Genomic DNA, 20,319 nt, shown 5'->3' on the forward strand with positions numbered 1-20,319 from the left:
CCGCCGGGCCGGCTGCGATGCCCTCCCTCGTCGCCGTCGTCGTCAGCCATGACAGCGCCCACGCGCTGCCGGCCTGTCTCACGGCGCTCGCCGCCGAGCACGTGCCGGCCATCGTCGTGGACAATGCGAGCCGCGACGAGTCGGCGGCGGTGGCCGAGGCGGCCGGCGCCAGGGTGGTGCGTAATGCCCGCAACGAGGGCTACGGCCGCGCCAACACCCTTGGAATCCGCGCCGCCGAGCGGGCCGAGCGCGTGCTCATCCTCAACCCCGACATCGTGCTGCAGGCGGGCGCGGTCGATGCGTTGCTGCGCGCGGCTGCCGCCTATCCCGAGGCCGGCCTGCTGGCGCCGCGCCTGATGGAGCCGGACGGGCGCTTCTTCTACCAGCCCCGTTCGCTGCTGGCGCCCTACCTGACCAATCCAGCCGGCAACCGCGCCTCGCCAGAGGGGGACGCCTGCGCGCCGTTCCTTTCGGGCGCCTGCCTGATGATCCGGCGGGACCTGTTTCTTGCCCTTGGCGGGTTCGATCCGAACATCTTCCTGTTCTACGAGGACGACGACCTCTGCCGCCGGGTCGCCGATTCCGGCCGCTCCCTGGTCCATGTCCACGGCGCAGTCGCCCTGCACGGGCGCGGGCGCTCGTCGGCGCCGGAGCCCGGCCGGGTGTTCCGCACCCGCTGGCACCAGGCCTGGTCGCGGGCCTATGTCTCGCGCAAGTACGGGCTTCCCGATCCGAGCCCCTGGATGCTCGCCGTGAACGCCCCGAAGGCGGCGTTGGCATCCCTGAGCTTCCGCCGTCCACTGATCGAGCGCTATGCCGGCTCTGCGGCGGGCGCTCTCGCGTCCCTGCAAGGCCGCACCGCGCTCGCTTGGGAAGGGCTGGCATGAGCCTGCTCAATCCGACGGCCGCCCTGACCCGCGCCGTCGCCGGTATCGCAGCACAGGGCTTCGCCGTCGTCGCCAGAAACACGCGCGGCGACAGTGTCTATCTCAAGCCGGAGGGCAGCGCCTTCGCGTTGCGCGTCTCGAACCATGCGCGAACCCCGAAGCAGCGGGCGAACCACCCGGATTCGGTGACGAGCCTCGTCATCCGACAGCCGAAGACGGCGGCCCAGGTGGATGCCCTGGTGGCGGAGGCCCTGCGGAATTTCGCGGGCGAGTGCCGCAAGCGGGAGGGTTGAAGCCGGACGGTTTCGACCCCGCGCCCTGAGCCATCGTTCGCCCGCACCTCATGCCGAACTTGCCGGAGCGGTCTTATAGGACGGCCATCGCACCATCGAAAAATAGGTTTTTATTGCTATTAACGGATTTATGTGCTAAACAATGGACCCTGCCACGTGCGCTGGGAACGTCACCGATGTCGCGACTCGACACCCGCAGACAGCGTCTCGCTGCGATCCGCTCCGATCTGGCTGAGCTTGCCGTCGAGGTCGAACTGATCCGCGTCGAGCGCGTCCTTGCCCGCAAGTACAGCCCCGATCAGCCACGCGAGCCAGCCGGCCAGCCCGGTGGCGGACGTTGGGCATCGGGACATGGCGGATCGGACGGTCCGGCAACGATGGGTTCCCCTGGTTCACACGATTCGCCGGCCACCGAAGAGGTCGTCGCCGAGGACGGATCGCGCGTTCTCTCGCTCCGCATCCGGAGCCATCCCTCCCAGGACTGGGACGAGCAGCACACCGTCACAGCGCCGGACGGCACGCGGACCGTCTTCGAAATGTCGGGCCGCACTCAGACGGTCCGCGATGGCGAGACCGGCGAGATCCTCTCCCGCAGCACCCTGAGCGGCAATCGGGTGGAGCCGGAAGCGTTCGTACAGGATGCGAGGGCTCCCCATCCTCCGGGAAAGGCGAAGCTCGCGGAGCTGGCTGAAGCCGCCAGAACATTGCTGTCCGTTCTGGCCGGCCGCAGTGGTTCCGGTGACACTGCGGTCTTCGTGGCACCAGCCAGCGAATATATTTCCGGCGATGGACCGAACGACCCCGTCATATGGGTTGGCGGGGTCGATCAGGATGAACTCGACAACGCCTGTCCCCGCAACGGAGAAGTACAGGCGATCCTGGATCAGTCGGCTGCGGAGGTGAAGGCATGGGGCCACTTCACGGGCCCGCAGGATTACGGGAACAAAGTCCATGCCCTCGCAGCCGCCAAGATCCGTGCTTTGCAAGACCCGAACTTGGTGGCGGAAACATCGTACCTAGCGAATCCGATGCCCGATGTACCTTACGGCACGTTAGGATCCTATCGTCTTGATGCGTTGGAAAACACGATCCCCACTACCGTCTGTGTCTATGATCACAAGACGGGCGACAGGGGATTGAGGCCAAGGCGCGCAGTCGACATTGGATACATGGTCAAGAAGAATTTTCCTCACGCAAAGAATATCATCTTGATAGAGGTAAGACCCAGGTGATGACCACAGCGCGTCAGATAGAAAGGATTTTCGCTCCCCTGATCAAGAGAAACGAAGGCTTGGTTGTGTCGAGCGCAGGATTCATCTGGCTGACGCCGGTTCACCACGTGGCATGCCGTGTGTTGATCGAGCGCAGTTCTGACGCCGACATTTGCTGGCCTCAATGGGCACTGCTGCACACGTTCATTCCCGGCTGGAACCTTTCGATCAGCATAGGAGAGCGTGGGCAACTCCAGCGGCCGGCCTCCTCGAAGGAGCGCTTCTGGCGTTGGTCCGACCCGTCGATGATCGACGATGCAGTGTCCGTCATTGAGACGGAAGCACTCCCCCTCCTGCACTCAATGAGGAAACTCGAAGCGTTCGCGGACCTCTTCGAGGATGGCGACTATCGCCGCCGTCGTGAATGGCCGGTGGATCGAATGATCTTCGAGATCGCACTAGGTAACCTCGATGCGGCGCGGGCAATCTGGCACGGTCTGGCGCCGGACAATCGCGAGAACAGGCATCCGGATTCCGACTCTTTTCAGCAGACCCGCAACAAGATCCTCGCCGTTGCCGACCCGCTCCTCGCCGGAGACCGGGCTGCCCTCGCCACGATCCTTCACGGCTGGGAAGCCGCCAACATCCGTGGCACGAAGATCGAGCCCTATTGGGAGCCGACGCCGTTCCCGCTGGAGACGGCGCCGGGCTGAGCTGTCTCAGCCTTCGCTGGAATCGTCGCGAAAATACGGCTCGACCGGGCCCTTCAGCTTCACCGTCATCGGGTTGCCGGCGCGGTCGAGGGTCTTGCCGGCCGACAGGCGGACCCAGCCTTCGCTGACGCAATATTCCTCGACATTGGTCTTCTCGACGCCCTTGAAGCGGATGCCGATGCCGCGTTCCAGGATGGCCTCGTTGTAGAACGGGCTGGTCGGGTTCACCGCGAGGCGGTCGGGAGGCGTGTCGGACATCGGCGTTGCCTTGGGAATCGATGATCGGGGTCGAGCGATCGTTGACGCGTCGGGACGAAGGGTCCGGGTAAGCGATTCACGCCCCGCCCGCAACGCCGCCGGCCCTGGCCGCCCGCGCCGCCGCGATGAGATCGACGATGCGGTCGCTCTGGAGTAGGGGTATCAGGTTGCGCACCGCCTCGGGGGGCAGGTCCCACCATGCAGTCTCCAGCAGGCCCGCCACGTGCTCCGGATCGAAGCGGTGGCGTATCACCCGTGCGGGGTTGCCGGCGACGATCGCGTAGGGCGGCACATCCCGGCTGACGACGGCATGAGCCCCCACCACGGCACCGTGTCCGATGGTGACGCCGGACAGGATCATGCAGCCGGAGCCGAGCCAGACATCGCTGCCGATGGTCACGCCGCCGCGCGAGGCATGATAATCGGCTGGCGCCTCCACTCCCGGCCAGAGCCCCGTCATGGCCGCGAAGGGATAGGTGGTCACCCAGTCGAGGCGGTGTCCGCCGCCGAGAAGGATCTCGACCCTGTCGGCGATGGAACAATACCGGCCGATCGTAAGGTGCCGCCCAGCTTCCGGGAACCGCACTTTCGGACGGCCATAGGAGTACGACCCGATGGAGAAACCATGGGTTTTCGCCATTCTGGCGAGATGCAGGCGGGTTTCGTTGTGCGGGTTGCGCCCACTCCGCAAGCGGTGCAACAGAGTTTTCAATCAATGCATCCCGAAGACCGGCGGGAAAGCTCCGCGGCGCCGTCAGAGCCCGCGATGAAGGGAGTGAGGCTCATGGGCGACAACATGTCCGACGATCTCAAATCCGGAGCCCTCGTCTACCACCGCCTGCCCCGGCCCGGAAAGCTCGAGATCCAGGCGACGAAGCCGCTGGGCAACCAGCGCGACCTGGCGCTCGCCTATTCCCCTGGTGTCGCCGCCGCCTGCATGGCGATCTACGAAGACCCCCAGGAGGCCGCCACCCTCACCATCCGCCAGAACCTCGTGGCCGTGCTCACCAACGGCACCGCCGTGCTCGGCCTCGGCAATATCGGCCCCCTCGCCTCGAAGCCGGTAATGGAGGGCAAGGCGGTCCTGTTCAAGAAGTTCGCCGGAATCGATGTGTTCGACATCGAGGTGGACCAGAACGACGTCGGCAAGCTCGTGGACGTGGTCTGCTCCCTGGAGCCCACCTTCGGCGGCATCAACCTCGAGGACATCAAGGCACCCGAGTGCTTCGAGGTCGAGGAGCAGTGTCGGGCGCGGATGAACATCCCGGTCTTCCACGACGACCAGCACGGCACCGCGATCATCGTGGCGGCGGCCGTCCTCAACGCCCTCGAACTCGCCGGCAAGCAGCTCTCCGACGTCCGCATCGTCACCTCTGGCGCGGGCGCCGCGGCGCTCGCCTGCCTCAACCTGCTGGTGTCGCTCGGCGCCCGGGTCGACAACATCACCGTCACCGACATCAAGGGCGTGGTCTTCAAGGGCCGCACCGAACTGATGGATCGCTGGAAGGACATCTACGCCAAGGAGACCGAGGCCCGGACGCTGGCCGAGGTCATTCCGGGCGCCGACGTGTTCATCGGCCTCTCGGCCGGTGGCGTCCTGAAGCCGGAATACCTGGAGAAGATGGCCGAGAATCCGCTGATCATGGCGCTCGCCAACCCCTATCCGGAGATCATGCCGGATCTCGCGCAGGCGAAGCGCCCCGACGCGATGATCTGCACCGGGCGCTCGGATTTTCCGAACCAGGTCAACAACGTCCTGTGCTTCCCCTACATCTTCCGCGGCGCCCTCGATGTCGGCGCCACCTCGATCAACGAGGAGATGAAGAAGGCCGCCGTGAAGGCCATCGCGGCGCTGGCCCGCGAGAGCCCCTCCGACGTGGTCGCCCGCGCCTATGGCGGCGAGGCCCGGCCCTTCGGCCCGCACTCGCTGATCCCGAGCCCGTTCGATCCGCGCCTGATCCTGCGCATCGCCCCCGCCGTAGCGCAGGCCGCAATGGATTCGGGCGTCGCCGGCCGGCCGCTGGAGAACATCCAGGCCTACGCCGACAGTCTCGACCGCTTCGTCCACCGCTCCGGCTTCATCATGAAGCCGATCTTCACCAAGGCGAAGGAGAATCCCAAGCGCGTCCTTTACGCGGAGGGCGAGGACGAGCGCGTGCTGCGTGCCGCCCAGGCCATCGTCGAGGATCATGTGGCCAGGCCCATCCTGGTGGGGCGCCCGCGCGTGATCGAGACCCGGATCAAGCGCTTCGGCCTGTCGATCCGGCAGGGTACCGATTTCGACCTGATCGATCCCGAGGACGATCCGCGCTACCGCGACTATGTCGCGACCTATCTCGAAGTCGCCGGCCGTCGCGGCATCACGCCGGATGCCGCGCGCACGCTGGTGCGCACCAACAACACGGTGATCGGCGCCATCGCCGTGCGCCGGGGCGAGGCGGACGCGCTGATCTGTGGCCTGGAGGGTCGTTTCGAGACGCGCCTGCGGGTGATCCGCGATGTGATCGGCCTCGCGCCGGGCGTGCTCGACTTCGCCGCCATGAGTCTCATCGTCACCAAGGAAGGCGCTTACTTCCTCGCCGACACTCATGTCCGGCCTGATCCCAGCGCCGAGGAGATTGCCGACGTGGCGGTGGCCTGCGCCGGCCACGTGGCTCGCTTCGGCCTCACTCCGAAGATCGCTCTCCTCAGCCATTCGGATTTCGGCCAGTCCGATTCTCGCTCGGCCCAGAAGATGCGCGCGGCGCTGGGTCTGATCCAGGGCCGCCGGCCGGACCTCCAGGTAGATGGCGAGATGCAGGCCGACACCGCCCTGTCCGGTCTGATCCGCGACCGGGTACTGCCGGGCTCGCCCCTCAAGGGCTCCGCCAACGTCCTGATCTTCCCCAATCTCGACGCGGCCAACATCGCCTTCCAGTTCTCGAAGGTTCTGGCCGACGCCCTGCCCGTGGGGCCGCTACTGATCGGCCCGGCTCGGCCCGCCCACATCCTGTCGCCGTCGGTGACGGCGCGCGGCATCGTCAACGTCACCGCCGCGGCGGTGGTGGAAGCGCAGGCGAGCGTCGTCGAGCCGACGATCGCGTCGGTGGAGCCTGGTCTGACGCCCCTCTCCGAATAGAAAGGCAGCCGGGACTTCGCTTGTCCTCCACGGCTGACGCCATGAAAAAGGCCCCCGATTCCTCGGGGGCCTTTGTCGTTCATGTGCCCGGAAGGGGTGGGGTCAGACGCGGCGGTCGCCGTAGGCGACGGCCGGAGCCACGGCGCCGAAGCGGCCGCCGAGGAAGGCGGCCAGGCCTCCGAGGATCAGGGCGAGGGCGGCGTAGAGGGCGCCCTGCGCCGCGGCGCTGCGGGTCGCTTCGGCGGCGACCTTGGCCTTCTGCTTGGCGTCGGCCACCGTCTGCTCGTACTGCTTGCGGTACTCCTGGATCTGGGTCTTGGCCTGATCCGGCGAGATCCCCCGCGCCTTTGCCAGGGCATCGGCAGCCTTGGTCTCGGCCTGGGCCTGCTGGGCGGCATCGCCGGTCAGGTAGGCACGCACGGCCTGGGACGCGGCATCACGCAGGGCTGCGGGATCCTGGCCGCCCGTGGACTGACGGACCTGGTTCTCGATGCCGTCGAGGGGGTTGGTCAGCTTGGTGAGCGAGGGAGCCGCGGCCTGGGCCGCCGTCTGGGTTGCGCCGCCGATGGCCGAACCCGCGCCGCCGATGACGCTCGAAATGCCGCCGAACGCTCCGCCGATGAGACCGCCGGCCGCCGAGGTGAGCAGGTAGACGATGACCAGGGTGGTGACGGCCCAGGAGACGAGGCCATGATAACCGCTGGTGCTGGCCAGAGGCTTGCCCGAGAGACGCCCGGCGAGGAAGCCGCCGGCGAGCGAGGCCACGATGCCGGAGACGACCCACCACAGGCCGGCGCCGGTGGACAGGCTGGCGGCGGTCGGGGTGTCGTTGCCGGCGGGATCCAGGGTCGACAAGCCGATGCCGAGGCCGATCATGTTGAGGATCATCTGCACTACGAGGGCCGCCACGGCGCCGGCGAAGATCGCGCCCCAGGAGACCTGATTGTACAGGGCCGGGCGGGCGTCGACGGCCGATGGCGTCGCGAGGGTAGGCTTCAGAGCGGGGGATTGAGCCAAGGAGGAACTCCTGAGGACGGATGTGAAGGATGAGGATCACGCACACGGAAAACCTCGCCCCGGCGAATTCCTGCCGGGAACGTGGAGCCGTTCGTGTCTCCGATATCCAAGGACGCGTTCCAGCTTCCCAGACATGCTCGGGGATTCTGGAAATCAGCGCCGGTCAACGTGCCTCGTCGGAGAATGTTCGCTCGGTTAGGCGGAAATCGATCCAAGATCCCGTCTTTAACTTCACCTGCCGGCAAGCGGATTAGGCCGGGACTTTGTTTCGAGACCGGGCGCTCGGAAAAACTGGCCACCGGATTGCATACAGGATTCGGATCAAGGGCCGGTCGGGAGATTCCAATGTGCCGTGGTGACGATCCGAACTGCACGCATTTCGCCGAGCATCGCCGCCGGTTCCTCGGCGACCTCGCGCCCGAGCGGCGGGCCTTCCTCAAGAGCGGCTTCGTCGCCACCGGCGGGGCGGCGGCGATGGCGGCCGGCGGCCTGACCCTCGTCGGACCCGCCCTGGCGCAGACGAGCGCCAAGGGTATCCGGCAGACGGCGCATTACCACCTGCCGGCCACCGCGGAGACCGTCCATTGGGGCTACTTCTCGAAGCTGCTGAAGCCCCAGGTCGAAATCGCGTCCGGTGACTACGTCACCATCGAGACCTTGACCCACCACGCCAACGACGATGCCGAGCGCATGGTGACTGGCGATCCCGGCGCCGAGAGCGTGTTCCTCTGGACCAAGGAGAAGAAGGGCGTCGCCCGACGCGGTGCCGGGCCGGAGACCGGCCCCCTCGGACCGGGCGGGGGGCTCGGCGTCCACATCTGTACCGGCCCGGTGGCGATCCGCGGTGCGGAGCCCGGCGACGTGCTGGAGGTGCGCATCCTCAACGTGGCGCCCCGCCCCTGCGCCAATCCCGCCTTCAAGGGTCGCAGCTTTGGCAGTAACGCCGCCGCCTGGTGGGGCTATCACTACAAGGACATGATCACCGGCGACCGGGCGCGCGAGGTCATCACCATATACGAAGTCGATGCGAGCGGCGCCCGCGACTGGGCGAAGGCGGTGTACAATTTCCGCTGGCCGGGAGTCACTGATCCGTTCGGCGTGGCGCATCCCACCATCGATTATCCGGGCATTCCCGTCGACCACACCAAGACGCAGCGCAATTTCGACGTGCTCAAGGGCGTGCGCGTGCCGATCCGACCGCATTTCGGTACGATGGGCCTCGCGCCCAAGGAGGCCGACATGGTGAACTCGATTCCCCCGAGCTACACCGGCGGAAACATCGACAACTGGCGCATCGGCAAGGGCGCGACGATGTACTATCCCGTCGCGGTGCCCGGCGCCCTGTTCTCGGTGGGCGATCCGCACGCGAGCCAGGGCGATTCCGAATTGTGCGGCACCGCCATCGAGTGCTCGCTCACGGGCACCTTTCAGTTCATTCTGCACAAGAAGGCGGATCTCGCCGGCACGGCCCTGGAGACCCTCGATTTCCCGATGATCGAGACGTCTGAGGATTGGGTGCTCTCGGGCTTCAGCTATCCGAACTACCTCGCCGATCTCGGCCCCGACGCGCAGAGCGAGATCTTCTCCAAATCCTCCATCGACCTCGCCATGCGCGACGCCTTCCGCAAGATGCGGTCCTTCCTGATGCAGGCAAAGGGGCTGACGGAGGACGAGGCGATCTCGCTCATGTCCATCGCCGTCGATTTCGGCATCACCCAGGTGGTGGACGGCAATTGGGGCGTCCATGCCATCGTCAAGAAAGCGATCTTCGCGGACAGACCGGCGTGACGCGCCGCGTCGTCGGTCAGCCGATGAGGTGCCTTCGCAGCATGAAGAGATAGACGATCTCGGCGGCGATGAGGATTGCTCCGACCGCCGCCATGTTTCGGGCGACACCGGACCCGTCGCCGCCAGGAACGGAGCTCACAGCTACCGTCGCCATGACGATCACGCCGATCACCGGGATGAATCCGAGAGCGATCCATTTGGGCGCGTACCATGTCGGCTGCCCGTTCAGACCCCATTGCATCGGAAGCCGGTCGAGATCACCCACCCAAAAGCCCGCAAGCGCCGACAGGCATGAAAGGATGGCGAGAGTCAGAACGGCGAAGACGTAGACAGTCGGCATCGACAATCCTCCGAACGGCCGAGGCTTAGACCCGCGACCGTATCAGGCGGTAACGATCCGCCCCTCCAGCCCCAGCACCCGGCCGAGGCCGCGGACGCGGTTGAGGAGGCGATCGCCCGGCAATGCGGCCAGATCCGCAGGCAGGGTCAGGGTCACCCGACGATCTGCGACGAGGAGGGGCATGCGGGACAGCGCCCCCTCCATACCCGCAGAGATCGGGAACGCGACACGCAGGAGGGCGCCGAGGAGGCGGGCCCGCTCGAACAGGCGCGGCCCGGCGAGGCTGCGCAGCATCGGGCTCGCCTTGTCCGCGGCAACGCCCTCGTGGCGGAAATACACCGCCAGGGCGAGATAGGCCCGCCCGGGATGGTCGATCCCGACGAAGGCGGCATGAGTGATGACGTTGATGCTCTGTTCGCCCCGGTAATCGGGATGCGCGCGCCAGCCGATATCCGAGAGGAGGCATGCTGCGTGGCGCAGGCGGCGCTCGTCGGCCGTCTCCGGCCCGTCGAGGGTGGTGACGAAGCGGTCGGTCCAGGCGATGAGATCACTGCCGTGGCCCGGAGACCGGGCGCGGAGGCGGTTCAGTTCCGCCGCCGCCGCGAGAAGCGGATCGGTCAGGCGGGTGTCGCGGTCGAGCTGCTCGTAGAGCAGCCCCTCGCGTACGCCGGAGGCCGAGATGGCGAGTTCGCGGGGGCGCCCGACACGAATGATCTCCTCCAGCACCACGGCGCCGTAGGCGAGGAGGGGCCGGCGCGCCTCCGAGACGGCCTCCACGTCCTGCAGCAGGGCGGCGTCCGTGCGTTCCACCACTTCGAGGAAACTGAGTTCGTCGGAAGGCTCGATGCTGTAGCCGTGCATGACGTGGAGCGGGTAGCCCCGCGCGGCCTGATGCAAGCGGGCCAGCGCCCGCCAAGTGCCGCCCACCGCGTAGAAGCTGCGCCCGCGCAGGGTCTCCAACTGGGGCGCTGCCTTCGCGAGGTTCTCGCGGGCGATCTTGAGGGCCTTTTTTACCGACCCGCCGGAGAGATCCTGGAGGGCGAGACCGCCGAGCGGCATCGTCACCCCCTGCCCCACCGTGGCGCCGCGCACATCCACCAGTTCCAGGGAGCCGCCGCCGAGATCGCCGACGACCCCGTCAGGCGTATGGAAACCGGAGATGACACCGAGGGCCGAAAGCTCCGCCTCCCGCCGCCCCGACAGGAGTTCGATCCGGTGGCCGCAGGCGGCTTCCGCCGCGGCGAGGAATTCCGGACCGTTCTGCGCGTCGCGCGCGGCCGCCGTAGCCAGCACGAACACCCGGCCGACGCGCATGGTCTCGCAGAGGATGCGGAAGCGCGCGAGCGCGCTGAGAGCGCGCCGAACCGCCTCCTCGTTGAGCCGCCCCGTGCTGAACACGTTGCGGCCGAGGCCGCACAGGACTTTCTCGTTGTAGAGCGGCGTCGGCGCGCGGTTCAGACCGTCATAGGCCACGAGCCGTACGGAATTCGAGCCGATGTCGATGATCGCCACCGGCTCCACGCAATCCTGCACGCGGCGGTCTTCCTGAAGCGCGAAGCCGCTCTGCGCAAGACTGGTACGAGGGAGGCCCATGACCGGCTCCTAGTGGGGTCGTCCGCTCAGGAGCGCTGGGCTCTGCGGCTCAGCGCACGCGGACTCGACTTCTTTGAGGACTTTCCCCGGCCGGACAGGCTCGGGTTCGTCATGAAGTACTTGTGCGCATTGAACGGCTCCTCGCCCTCGGAGGGCTGGACCCGCTCGCTCGCACCAGACGCCAGTACACGCCAGCTCTGTTGGTTGTCGAGGAGATTGGCGAGCATGATCTGGTCCAGCACCTGCTGATGCACCGTTTGGTTAGTGATCGGCAACAGCGCCTCGACACGCCGTTCGAGGTTGCGGGTCATCAGGTCCGCCGACGAGATCGACACCGTCGCCTTCGGGTGCGGCAGGCCGAACCCGTTGCCGAAGGCGTAGATCCGCTCGTGTTCGAGGAAGCGCCCGACGATGGATTTCACCCGGATCGTATCCGACAGACCGGGAATGCCCGGCCGAAGGCAGCAGATGCCGCGCACGATGCAGTCGATCTGCACCCCGGCCTGGGACGCGTCGTAGAGAGCGTCGATGATCTGCCCGTCCACCAGGGAGTTGCACTTGATCCAGATCGCCGCCGGCCTTCCGGCCTTGGCATGGGCCACCTCGGCCGCGATGTTCTCCATCAGCCGGGGCTTGAGGGTGAGCGGCGAGACCGCCATGCGCTCGAGTTCGGCAGGCTCCGCGTAGCCGGTGATGTAGTTGAAGATGCGACTGACGTCGCGGGCCACCGCCGGGTCGGCGGTGAAGAACGACAGGTCGGTGTACACCCGCGCCGTGATCGGGTGATAGTTGCCGGTGCCGACATGGCAGTAGCTCACGAGCTTGTCGCCCTCGCGTCGCACCACCATCGACAGCTTGGCGTGGGTCTTGAGCTCGATGAAGCCGAACACCACCTGCGCGCCGGCCTTCTCCAGGTCGCGGGCCCAGCGGATATTGGCCTCCTCGTCGAAGCGCGCCTTCAGCTCCACCAGCGCCGTCACGGACTTGCCGAGTTCGGCGGCTTCCGCCAGCGCCGCCACGATCGGCGAGTTCGAGGAGGTGCGGTAGAGCGTCTGCTTGATCGCCACCACGTTGGGGTCGCGGGCGGCCTGTGCCAGGAACTGCACCACCGCGTCGAAGGATTCGTAGGGGTGGTGGACGATGAAGTCCTTCTGCCGGATGGCGGCGAAGACGTCGCCGCCGCTCTCGCGGATGCGCTCGGGGAAACGCGGGTTGTACGACTTGAACTTCAGGTCCGGCCGGTCGATCCCGACGATCTGAGACAGTTCGTTGAGGGCGAGCATGCCCTCGACCACAAAGATCGCGTCGTAGCCGATCTCGAGTTCGTCGGCGACGAAGGCGCGCAGATCCTCCGGCATTCCCGCCTCGACTTCGAGCCTGATGACGACGCCGCGGCGGCGCTGCTTCAGGGCGCTCTCGAAATGCAGGACGAGGTCCTCGGCCTCCTCCTCGATCTCGAGGTCGGAATCGCGGATCACGCGGAACGCCCCCTGCCCCTTCACGAAGTAGCCAGGAAACAGGCGGCCGGTGAAGAGGACGATGACCTGCTCGATGGCGATGAAGCGGGCGGTGGATTCTCCCGTGACCTCCGGAAGCCGCACGAAGCGGTCGAGGACGGCGGGCAGGCGGATCAGTGCGCGCAGGGTCCGCCCGTCGCGGGGCCGCACCATCATCAGGGCGATGCTGGAGCCGAGGTTCGACAGGAACGGGAACGGATGGGCCGGGTCGATGGCGAGCGGCGTCAGCACCGGGAAGACATGGCTGAGGAAGTACTCCTCCAGCCAAGCCTTGTGATCGGGGGTGAGATCGCCGGGCTCCACGAGATCGATGCCGACACCGTGCAGGTCGTCGCGCAACTCGCGCCAGCGCCGCTGCTGGTCGAGGGCGAGGCGCGAGACTTCGGAGCCGATTCGGGTGAGCTGCTCGGACGGGCTCAGCCCGTCCTGCGACGGCTGGATCAGGCCGGCGCGGACCTGATCGTGCAGGCCCGCCACGCGGACCATGAAGAACTCGTCGAGATTGTTGGCCGAGATCGAGAGGAAGCGCAGCTGCTCCAGCAGCGGGTGGCTGGCATTGGACGCCTCCTCCAGTACCCGACGGTTGAACTGCAACCAGGACAGCTCCCGGTTCACGAAGCGCTCGGGCGAATGGCGCAGGGCGCGGCCGGCGGCGAGCACGGTTTCCCGGGCCACGGGTTCGGCTGTCGCTCGTTCGGTCGCCGTGTCGGCCATGATCGTCTCCGCCAGAATCGAGCCTGATTCCGTCTCTGCCTTGGGGGCCTCGCCGATCGAGGTCGATTCTGCCGGGAGGGTCGCTCCGGGGCCGGGCTTCGGCGCTGTCTTCGAGCCGGACTTCGCCGCCTGTGGCCGGACGGCAGCGGGGCTTGCCGGACCGGCATCCGCCGGACGGCGCCGGGCAGCGGGGCGCTTGGGCAACACGGATTCGGGCGCCACGGGGCCGCTGCCGCTGTCACCGGAGCGGGTCTCGTCGGTCGAGTCGTCGGCCTCTGGAGCGATCTTCCGCTCCTCGACATCCATCCTCTCCGTGTCCGACCCCTTGGAGATCGCGTCCGAATCCATTTCCGGCAACGGGTCTTCTCCTCACTCTAATGGAACGAGCGGCCTCGTAGCATGCTGCCGGGCCGTCGCGTCTGACAATTCCATGACAATCGGGATGAGCGGGCGATCAGACCGGCGCATCGTCGTCGTCGGCCTCGCCGTCCGACACGCCGAGCTCCGCCAGGACCGACATGGCCAACGGCCTCGTGATGCGGCGGCCACGTCTCAGGGCGTCGCGGTCGAGTTCGGCCACCACGGCCCTGGCCCTGGCGAGGGAGCGGTCGATCCGCAGGGCGATGGCCTCGACGACGCTGAGGTCGACCACGAGCTGGCGGTCGACGAAGAGCTTGACCAGCACCGCCCGCATCAGGGCGTCGTCGGGAGGCAGGATCGTGGCGCCCGGCGCCAGTCTCAGGCGTGAGCGCAGATCGGCGGTGACGAGGCCGAGCGCCTCCACCGGTGCAGCCGCCGTGATGAGGACAGGGCTGCCATTCTCGCGGGCGAGGTTGAGGAGGTGAAACAGGGCCGCCTCCTCGCGGCCCTCGGGGCGGTCGATATCTTCGATGACCAGCGCACCGTTGGAGACGAGATGCGTCACCGAATCGGCGGTGACCTCGGAGGCCGGGACGGTCCAGGCATGGGAACGCGTCGCCCAGATCGAAGCGAGATGGCTCTTGCCGCTGCCCGACGGCCCGGTGATGAGGCAGACCGTATCCGGCCAGCGCGGCCAAGCTTCGATCAGCCCGTAGGCCGCCTCGTTGGCCGGTCCCACCAGGAAGTCCTCGCGGCCATAGCGCGGATCGAGGGGCAGGTCGAAGGCGAGCTGCTTCGGGGGGGCGGCCTCGCGCATCGGCGATCTCATCCCTCGCGCTTCTGAATCAGGATCGGCTCTTCGGCATAGTAGAGCGGACTCTGGAGATAACGCGCAATCGCGAACCGGACGATGACGCCGATGGAGGCCGCGACGGGGACGGCGAGCAGCAGGCCGAGGAACCCGAACAGCGAGCCGAAGGCCAGGAGCGCGAACATCAGCCAGACCGGATGCAGACCGACCGAATCGCCCACGAGCTTGGGCGAGATGACGTTGCCTTCGAAGAACTGGCCGACCACGAACACGGCGACGGTCAGTCCGATATGGAGCCAGTCGGAGGTCGGCCAGAACTGGACCAGGGCGACGCCAACCGAGAGAAGGAACCCAACGAGGGTGCCGACATAGGGGATGAAGGTGAGGAAGCCCGCGATCATCCCGATCAGCACGCCGAAATTCACGCCGACGAAGAACAGGCCGACGGCGTAGAACGTCCCCAGGATGAGGCAGACCAGGGTCTGCCCGCGGACGAAGCCGATGATTGCGCGGTCGATCTCCCCGGCCAGCCGCCGCACGGTGGTGCGGTGGCGTGGCGGCGTCCAGCCGTCGACGGTGGCGACCATCCGGTCCCAGTCGACCAGCAGGTAGAAGGCCACGACCGGGGTCACGACAAGGAGGGAGGCGATGGAGACCAGCGCCTGGCTGCCGGACCACAGCGACTTGAGGAAGGCCAGGAACCAGGTCCCGCCCTGCCCGACCAGGGTTCCGACGGAGGATTGCAGATCGTTGAGGACGTCCGCGCCGCCGACCCGTGTCATGAGCGGCCCGACCCGCTCGACGATGATACCCTGCAGTCGCGAGATCATGCCGGGCAGGGTCGTCACAAGCGCTGAAATCTGGTTGGCGGCCAGCGGCACCACGATCAGCAGCAGGACCACGAGTCCGACGACGAACATGGCCAGGATCAGGAGCGAGGCGGAGAGCCGGCCGAGGCCGAAGCGCTGCAGCCTGTCGGCCATGGGATCGAGCAGGTATGCGAGCGCCAGACCCGCCACGAAGGGCAGCATCACCCCCGAGAGCAGGTAGAGCAGCAGCGCAACGACGCAGAGGCCCACCAGTCCGATCACCGCTCTGCCGCGCATCGGCCGTACCCCCTCGTCATGTCCGCCGTTGGGGAGAGTGGGAACGGGAGTGCCTACGGTCAAGGCATGGCGGTCGTCGCTCATGCCCCGCATGGCGTTCTCCATGGAGGGCCGGATCGGCGCGATTCTCTAATTTCCCGATGACGACTCGCCGAGATTGGCGCAAGCGGCTAGAGGAGCGAAAGGACTTTGGCCGGTATTCCAATGCCGGCCATGCAGGACGTGGATTGCAAGACGGGGCGCCGATGACGGCCGAGAGCAAGAACGGCGAGAGCCGGAACGGAATGACCTACGCGGATGCGGGCGTCGACATCGATGCGGGCAACGCCATGGTCGAGACGATCAAGCCGCTGGTGCGCTCCACCCGCCGGCCCGGGGCGGATGCCGAGATCGGCGGATTCGGTGGGCTGTTCGACCTCAAGGCGGCCGGCTTCTCCGATCCGATCCTGGTGGCTGCCAATGACGGCGTCGGCACCAAGGTGAAGATCGCCATCGAGACCGGCCGCCACGATACGATCGGCGTCGATCTCGTGGCGATGTGCGTGAACGATATCATCGTCCAGGGCGCTGAGCCGCTGTTCTTCCTCGACTATTACGCCACCGGCAAATTGGTGCCGGGGGTCGGCACCGACATCGTGCGCGGAATCGCGGCGGGCTGCCGGATCGCGGGCTGCGCGCTCATCGGTGGCGAGACCGCCGAGATGCCCGGCCTCTACGACGGTTCGGATTACGACCTCGCCGGGTTCAGCGTCGGCGCCGCCGAGCGTGGAAAGCTCCTGCCACGCCCCGGCATCGCACCCGGCGACGTCGTCCTCGGCCTGCCGTCCTCCGGTGTACATTCCAACGGTTTCTCGCTGGTCCGACGGATCGTCGAGGCGAGCGGCCTCTCCTACGACGACCCGGCCCCGTTCGAGCCGTCGCGCTCGCTGGGCGACGCGCTGCTGGAGCCGACCCGAATCTACGTGAAGCCGCTCCTCGCCGCGCTGAAGGCCACCGACGGGATCAAGGCCCTCGCCCACATCACCGGCGGCGGTTTTCCCGATAATCTGCCCCGCGTCCTGCCCGACGGCGTCGGCATCAGCATCGATCTCGACGCGATCATTCCGCCGCCCGTCTTCGGATGGATCTCGAAGGTCGGGGGAGTCGCCGAATCCGAAATGCTGCGCACCTTCAATTGCGGCATCGGCATGGTGGCGGTGGTCTCGCCGGAGAGCGTGTCGGCCGTCACCCGGGCGCTCGACACAGCCGGTGCCTCGCCGATCCGCCTCGGGCTCATCACCGAGCGCGGATCGGAAGCGGTGACGTTCCAGGGCCGGCTCGCTCTGTGACGGCCCCGCGCGCCAGGACGCGGGTGGCGATCCTGATCTCGGGACGCGGCTCGAACATGGTCTCGCTGATTGAGGCCGCAAAGGCGCCGGATTATCCCGCCGAGATCGTTCTCGTCGCCTCCAACCGGCCTGAGGCGGGCGGGCTCGCCCATGCCGCAAGCGCCGGGATCGCTACGAAGGCCCTCGATCACCGCGCCTATCCCGACAGGGCAGGCTTCGATGCTGCCCTGAACGCGGAACTCGAAGCGGCCGGAATCGAGCTGGTGGTGCTCGCCGGCTTCATGCGGATCCTCTCCGCGGGCTTCGTCGAGGCTTGGGCCGGCCGGATGATCAACATCCATCCTTCGCTGCTGCCGCTGTTTCGCGGCGTCCATACCCACGAGCAGGCCCTGGCGGCGGGCGTGCGCCTGCACGGCTGCACGGTGCACTACGTCGTGCCGGAACTCGATGCGGGTCCGATCGTGGCCCAGGCCGCCGTTCCGGTTCTGCCTGGCGACGATGCCGACAGCCTCGCGGCGCGCATCCTCGTCCAGGAGCATCTGCTCTATCCGCGCGCCCTGGCGCTGATCGCCGGCGGACTGGCGAGGCTAGTGGACGGGCGTGTGGTCTTCGCTGGGGACCTTGCGGTGGCGGACGGAGTGTTGATCAGCCTGTCCGCGCAAGGCTGAAGCCCGAGCCGCCGATCCCGAAGCATCGGGATCGGCGATGAAGTCGGCTTACGCCGGGCGCGGCAGCTGGCAGCTGTCGAGGGCCGAGAGCGCCTTGGCTCGGGCGGAATCGTTGAAGTAGCCGGTGGTGCGATAAGATTCGAGCTCGGCCGGGCTGAGGCTCGCCAGGGTCTGCTTGGCGTAGCAGCCGCACGGGCGGACGAGCGACGCCTCGGGAACGCTCTGCAGGCGGGACTGGGTCACCGTGCAGGCGTGGCGCACGCGTCCGGTGAGGTTGCCGGCGGAGGCCGTCTTCAGCGCCGGATCGGGCGTGTAGCCTTCGAGGGAGGCCGTGGGCGTGCCCTTGTTCGCGTTACACGCGGCGAGCAGGGAGATGAGGCCGGCGGCGAGCAGGATCCGGCCGGTGCGCGGAGCGATGGAGCGCATGGAATGTGGGGTCCGTGAAAGGGATTCGGTTAAGGGAATTCCTTTCACGCCCGGCACGACTCGCACGCAAGGGCGTTCGCGCCACACCAAGCATCGTTCCGCGCCACGGTCCCGGTTCAGGGAACAACGATGCGATCACGAACCCGTTGGCGATGCGAACGCCGGGCGGGCTCAGCCGACGATGTCGGAATCCTGGAAGAACTGCGCGATCTCGATCTTCGCGTTCTCTGCGCTGTCCGAACCGTGCACGGTGTTCTCGCCGACCGACTCGGAGAAGGTCTTGCGGATGGTGCCCTCGTCGGCATTGGCCGGGTTGGTGGCGCCCATCACGGTGCGGTAGGCGGCGACGGCGTTCTCGCCCTCGAGTACCTGCACGACGACGGGACCCGAGGTCATGAAGGAGACGAGCTCCCCGAAGAACGGGCGCTCCTTGTGAATCTCATAGAACTTTTCGGCTTGGACCTGGGTCATCTGGATGCGACGCTGGCCGACGATGCGCAGGCCCGCCTTCTCAATCACGGCATTCACCGCTCCGGTGAGGTTCCGCTTGGTCGCGTCGGGCTTCAGGATGGAGAAAGTGCGCTCGGTGGCCATGATCAGTCCGGTTGATGTCGCTCGGCCGAAAACGGCTTCGGCGGGCGGCTTATAGCGGGCACGCCCCGTTGCCTCAACCCGAAGGACGAAAGGCGGGCATCCACAGCGGAATTCGTTTGGCCATGGCTCCGGCGCAACACTGCCGGAAAATCGCCTGATTGCGGGGGTGTTGTCGCCTCAGACGAATTCGACACCAAGGCTCACGACCCTACGCGACGCTTCCGCCGGTGCGCCGCGGCCCTTCACAGGCACCAGGAGACCAAAAGCCATGCGCGTTGCCCTGACCTCCGCCTTCCTGCTCTCCGGACTTGTCGCCGCTTCGGCGGCCCCTTCGAAAGACCCCTCTGGCACCTGGCTCACGAAGGACGGCCGCGCCAAGATCCGCATCGATCATTGCGGCGCGAACAACGCGAATGTCTGCGGCAAGGTCGTCTGGCTCAAGACTCCGACCACGGAGACGGGCGCTCCGCGCACCGACGCCAAGAACCCCGATCCGAAGAAGCGCCTGCGCCCGGTCATCGGCCTGCAACTCATCGAGGGGCTCGCCCCCGACGAGGAAAAGTTCTCGGGCGACATCTACAACATCGACGAGGGCAAGATCTATCAGGTTAGCCTGGAGCGCGAATCCGGCTCAGAACTCAGCGTATCTGGATGCCTCCTCAAGGTTCTATGCGGCTCGGAGACCTGGACTCGCGTGCCGGACGTGAACCAGCAGGCTGCCGTCGCTCCGGCTGCCGAGGTGGCCCCCAAGCCGGCGCCGAAGCCCGTGGCCAAAGCCACTGCGCCTCAGGTCGAAGCCAAGAAGTAACGCTTCAGATCGCGGCGAGGCCCCGTTTCACGGCGGGCCTCGCCAGGACAGTGTCGAGCCAGCGCCGGACATTCGGCAGGGTCGCCAGATCGATCCCCTGCTTCGTGTGATGCTTGGCCCAGGTCAGGACCGCGATGTCGGCGATGGAATACGTATCGGCGATGTAGTCGCGATCCGCGAGGCGCCGGTCGAGCACGCCGTAGAGGCGGTGCGATTCTGCCGAGAACCGCTCGATGGCGTAGGGAATCTTCTCCTCCGCGTAGATACGGAAATGGTGCATCTGGCCGAGCATCGGCCCGAACCCCCCTACCTGCCAGAACAGCCACTCGTCCACCATCGTCCGGGCGCGCTCGTCGGAGGGATAGAGGCAGCCGGTCTTGCGCCCGAGATATTGTAGGATTGCCCCCGATTCGAAGACCGTGATCGGCCTTGCCCCCGGACCTTCCGGGTCGACGATGGCCGGGATCTTGTTGTTGGGCGAGATCGCCAGGAAGTCCGGCGCCATCTGGTCGCCCTTGCCGATGTTCACCGGCACCACGCGGTAGGGCAGTCCACACTCCTCAAGCATGATGGGGATCTTCCAACCGTTGGGCGTGCCCCAGGTATGGAGGTCGATGGGCTTCTGGGTGGCGGCGGCCATGGGAAACGTTCCGCTCCTGTCAGGGTCGCGTCATATAGCCGGATCAAACCGGGCGCAGGGCGGATGGTTGCAGGATCCACGCCGTCATCCAACGGTGGACGGTGCGCCGCGGCACGGCGAAGGACCTTG

General features: G+C 67.0%; 20 protein-coding genes. 9 read left to right on the forward strand and 11 right to left on the reverse strand.

Features of this window, described 5'->3' with window-relative positions:
• Window positions 1–17: 17 nt before the first annotated feature.
• The 4 genes from K368_RS0118495 (at window position 18) to K368_RS26860 (ending at window position 3,104) form a co-directional block, all read left to right on the forward strand.
• On the forward strand, window positions 18–887 hold the full coding sequence (locus tag K368_RS0118495) for a glycosyltransferase family 2 protein (protein WP_027173628.1): 870 nt from the start codon (window positions 18–20) through the stop codon (window positions 885–887).
• The gene (locus K368_RS0118500; protein ID WP_027173629.1) at window positions 884–1,180 is read left to right on the forward strand and encodes a hypothetical protein; all 297 of its coding nucleotides are present in this window, start codon (window positions 884–886) and stop codon (window positions 1,178–1,180) included. The genes K368_RS0118495 and K368_RS0118500 overlap by 4 nt, the downstream gene beginning before the upstream one ends.
• Window positions 1,181–1,356: 176 nt before the next feature.
• Window positions 1,357–2,412 (forward strand): hypothetical protein, encoded by a 1,056-nt coding sequence (locus K368_RS0118510; protein ID WP_155935240.1) that lies wholly within the window; start codon window positions 1,357–1,359, stop codon window positions 2,410–2,412.
• A complete protein-coding gene (locus K368_RS26860) occupies window positions 2,412–3,104 on the forward strand; it encodes a hypothetical protein (protein WP_155935242.1) in 693 nt (230 codons plus the stop codon). Before K368_RS0118510 ends, K368_RS26860 begins: the two co-directional genes overlap by 1 nt.
• Window positions 3,105–3,110: 6 nt before the next feature.
• On the opposite strand, the gene K368_RS0118520 is transcribed toward K368_RS26860, so the two are convergent.
• Window positions 3,111–3,362, reverse strand: a complete 252-nt coding sequence (locus K368_RS0118520) for a DUF3297 family protein (protein WP_027173633.1) — start codon at window positions 3,360–3,362, stop codon at window positions 3,111–3,113.
• A 76-nt stretch (window positions 3,363–3,438) separates the two neighbouring features.
• Window positions 3,439–4,062 (reverse strand): CatB-related O-acetyltransferase, encoded by a 624-nt coding sequence (locus tag K368_RS0118525; protein ID WP_027173634.1) that lies wholly within the window; start codon window positions 4,060–4,062, stop codon window positions 3,439–3,441.
• Window positions 4,063–4,146: 84 nt separating this feature from the next.
• Here K368_RS0118525 and K368_RS0118530 point away from each other — a divergent pair, with 84 nt between their 5' ends.
• Entirely contained in the window at window positions 4,147–6,480 is a 2,334-nt protein-coding gene (locus K368_RS0118530; RefSeq protein WP_027173635.1) for an NADP-dependent malic enzyme, read from the forward strand.
• A gap of 102 nt (window positions 6,481–6,582) precedes the next feature.
• On the opposite strand, the gene K368_RS0118535 is transcribed toward K368_RS0118530, so the two are convergent.
• On the reverse strand, window positions 6,583–7,497 hold the full coding sequence (locus K368_RS0118535; protein WP_081739616.1) for a PhnA-like protein: 915 nt from the start codon (window positions 7,495–7,497) through the stop codon (window positions 6,583–6,585).
• 345 nt (window positions 7,498–7,842) lie between these two features.
• On the opposite strand from K368_RS0118535, the gene K368_RS0118540 reads away from it, so the two are divergent.
• Window positions 7,843–9,285, forward strand: coding sequence for an acetamidase/formamidase family protein (locus tag K368_RS0118540; RefSeq protein WP_027173637.1), 1,443 nt, complete (start codon window positions 7,843–7,845; stop codon window positions 9,283–9,285).
• 16 nt (window positions 9,286–9,301) lie between these two features.
• Here the strand turns inward: K368_RS0118540 and K368_RS25665 are convergent, their stop codons facing one another.
• The 5 genes from K368_RS25665 to K368_RS0118565 form a co-directional block, all read right to left on the reverse strand.
• Entirely contained in the window at window positions 9,302–9,625 is a 324-nt protein-coding gene (locus K368_RS25665) for a DUF1648 domain-containing protein (protein ID WP_051439926.1), read from the reverse strand.
• 42 nt (window positions 9,626–9,667) lie between these two features.
• Window positions 9,668–11,218, reverse strand: coding sequence for an exopolyphosphatase (ppx, locus tag K368_RS0118550; protein ID WP_036266496.1), 1,551 nt, complete (start codon window positions 11,216–11,218; stop codon window positions 9,668–9,670).
• A 26-nt stretch (window positions 11,219–11,244) separates the two neighbouring features.
• On the reverse strand, window positions 11,245–13,449 hold the full coding sequence (locus tag K368_RS0118555; protein WP_245259698.1) for an RNA degradosome polyphosphate kinase: 2,205 nt from the start codon (window positions 13,447–13,449) through the stop codon (window positions 11,245–11,247).
• Window positions 13,450–13,903: 454 nt separating this feature from the next.
• Complete coding sequence (locus tag K368_RS0118560; protein ID WP_027173640.1) at window positions 13,904–14,626, reverse strand: DnaA/Hda family protein; 723 nt, start codon at window positions 14,624–14,626, stop codon at window positions 13,904–13,906.
• Between the two features lie 8 nt (window positions 14,627–14,634).
• Entirely contained in the window at window positions 14,635–15,726 is a 1,092-nt protein-coding gene (locus tag K368_RS0118565; RefSeq protein WP_027173641.1) for an AI-2E family transporter, read from the reverse strand.
• A gap of 245 nt (window positions 15,727–15,971) precedes the next feature.
• Here K368_RS0118565 and purM point away from each other — a divergent pair, with 245 nt between their 5' ends.
• Both purM and purN read left to right on the forward strand, forming a co-directional pair.
• Entirely contained in the window at window positions 15,972–17,054 is a 1,083-nt protein-coding gene (gene purM / locus K368_RS0118570) for a phosphoribosylformylglycinamidine cyclo-ligase (RefSeq protein ID WP_027173642.1), read from the forward strand.
• Window positions 17,051–17,722: a phosphoribosylglycinamide formyltransferase gene (purN, locus tag K368_RS0118575; protein WP_027173643.1), complete on the forward strand. Its 672-nt coding sequence runs from the start codon at window positions 17,051–17,053 to the stop codon at window positions 17,720–17,722. Before purM ends, purN begins: the two co-directional genes overlap by 4 nt.
• Window positions 17,723–17,770: 48 nt before the next feature.
• On the opposite strand, the gene K368_RS0118580 is transcribed toward purN, so the two are convergent.
• Both K368_RS0118580 and ndk read right to left on the reverse strand, forming a co-directional pair.
• Window positions 17,771–18,148 carry a hypothetical protein gene (locus K368_RS0118580; RefSeq protein ID WP_027173644.1) on the reverse strand — a complete coding sequence of 126 codons (378 nt, stop codon included), beginning with the start codon at window positions 18,146–18,148 and terminating at the stop codon, window positions 17,771–17,773.
• A 171-nt stretch (window positions 18,149–18,319) separates the two neighbouring features.
• The gene (gene ndk, locus K368_RS0118585; RefSeq protein ID WP_027173645.1) at window positions 18,320–18,742 is read right to left on the reverse strand and encodes a nucleoside-diphosphate kinase; all 423 of its coding nucleotides are present in this window, start codon (window positions 18,740–18,742) and stop codon (window positions 18,320–18,322) included.
• A 268-nt stretch (window positions 18,743–19,010) separates the two neighbouring features.
• Between ndk and K368_RS0118590 the strand changes: the two genes are divergently transcribed.
• On the forward strand, window positions 19,011–19,550 hold the full coding sequence (locus K368_RS0118590; protein ID WP_027173646.1) for a DUF2147 domain-containing protein: 540 nt from the start codon (window positions 19,011–19,013) through the stop codon (window positions 19,548–19,550).
• Between the two features lie 4 nt (window positions 19,551–19,554).
• On the opposite strand, the gene K368_RS0118595 is transcribed toward K368_RS0118590, so the two are convergent.
• Entirely contained in the window at window positions 19,555–20,190 is a 636-nt protein-coding gene (locus K368_RS0118595) for a glutathione S-transferase N-terminal domain-containing protein (protein ID WP_027173647.1), read from the reverse strand.
• Window positions 20,191–20,319 lie beyond the last annotated feature (129 nt).

This window comes from Methylobacterium sp. 10 (assembly GCF_000519085.1).
In the GTDB taxonomy this organism is placed as follows: Bacteria; Pseudomonadota; Alphaproteobacteria; order Rhizobiales; family Beijerinckiaceae; genus Methylobacterium.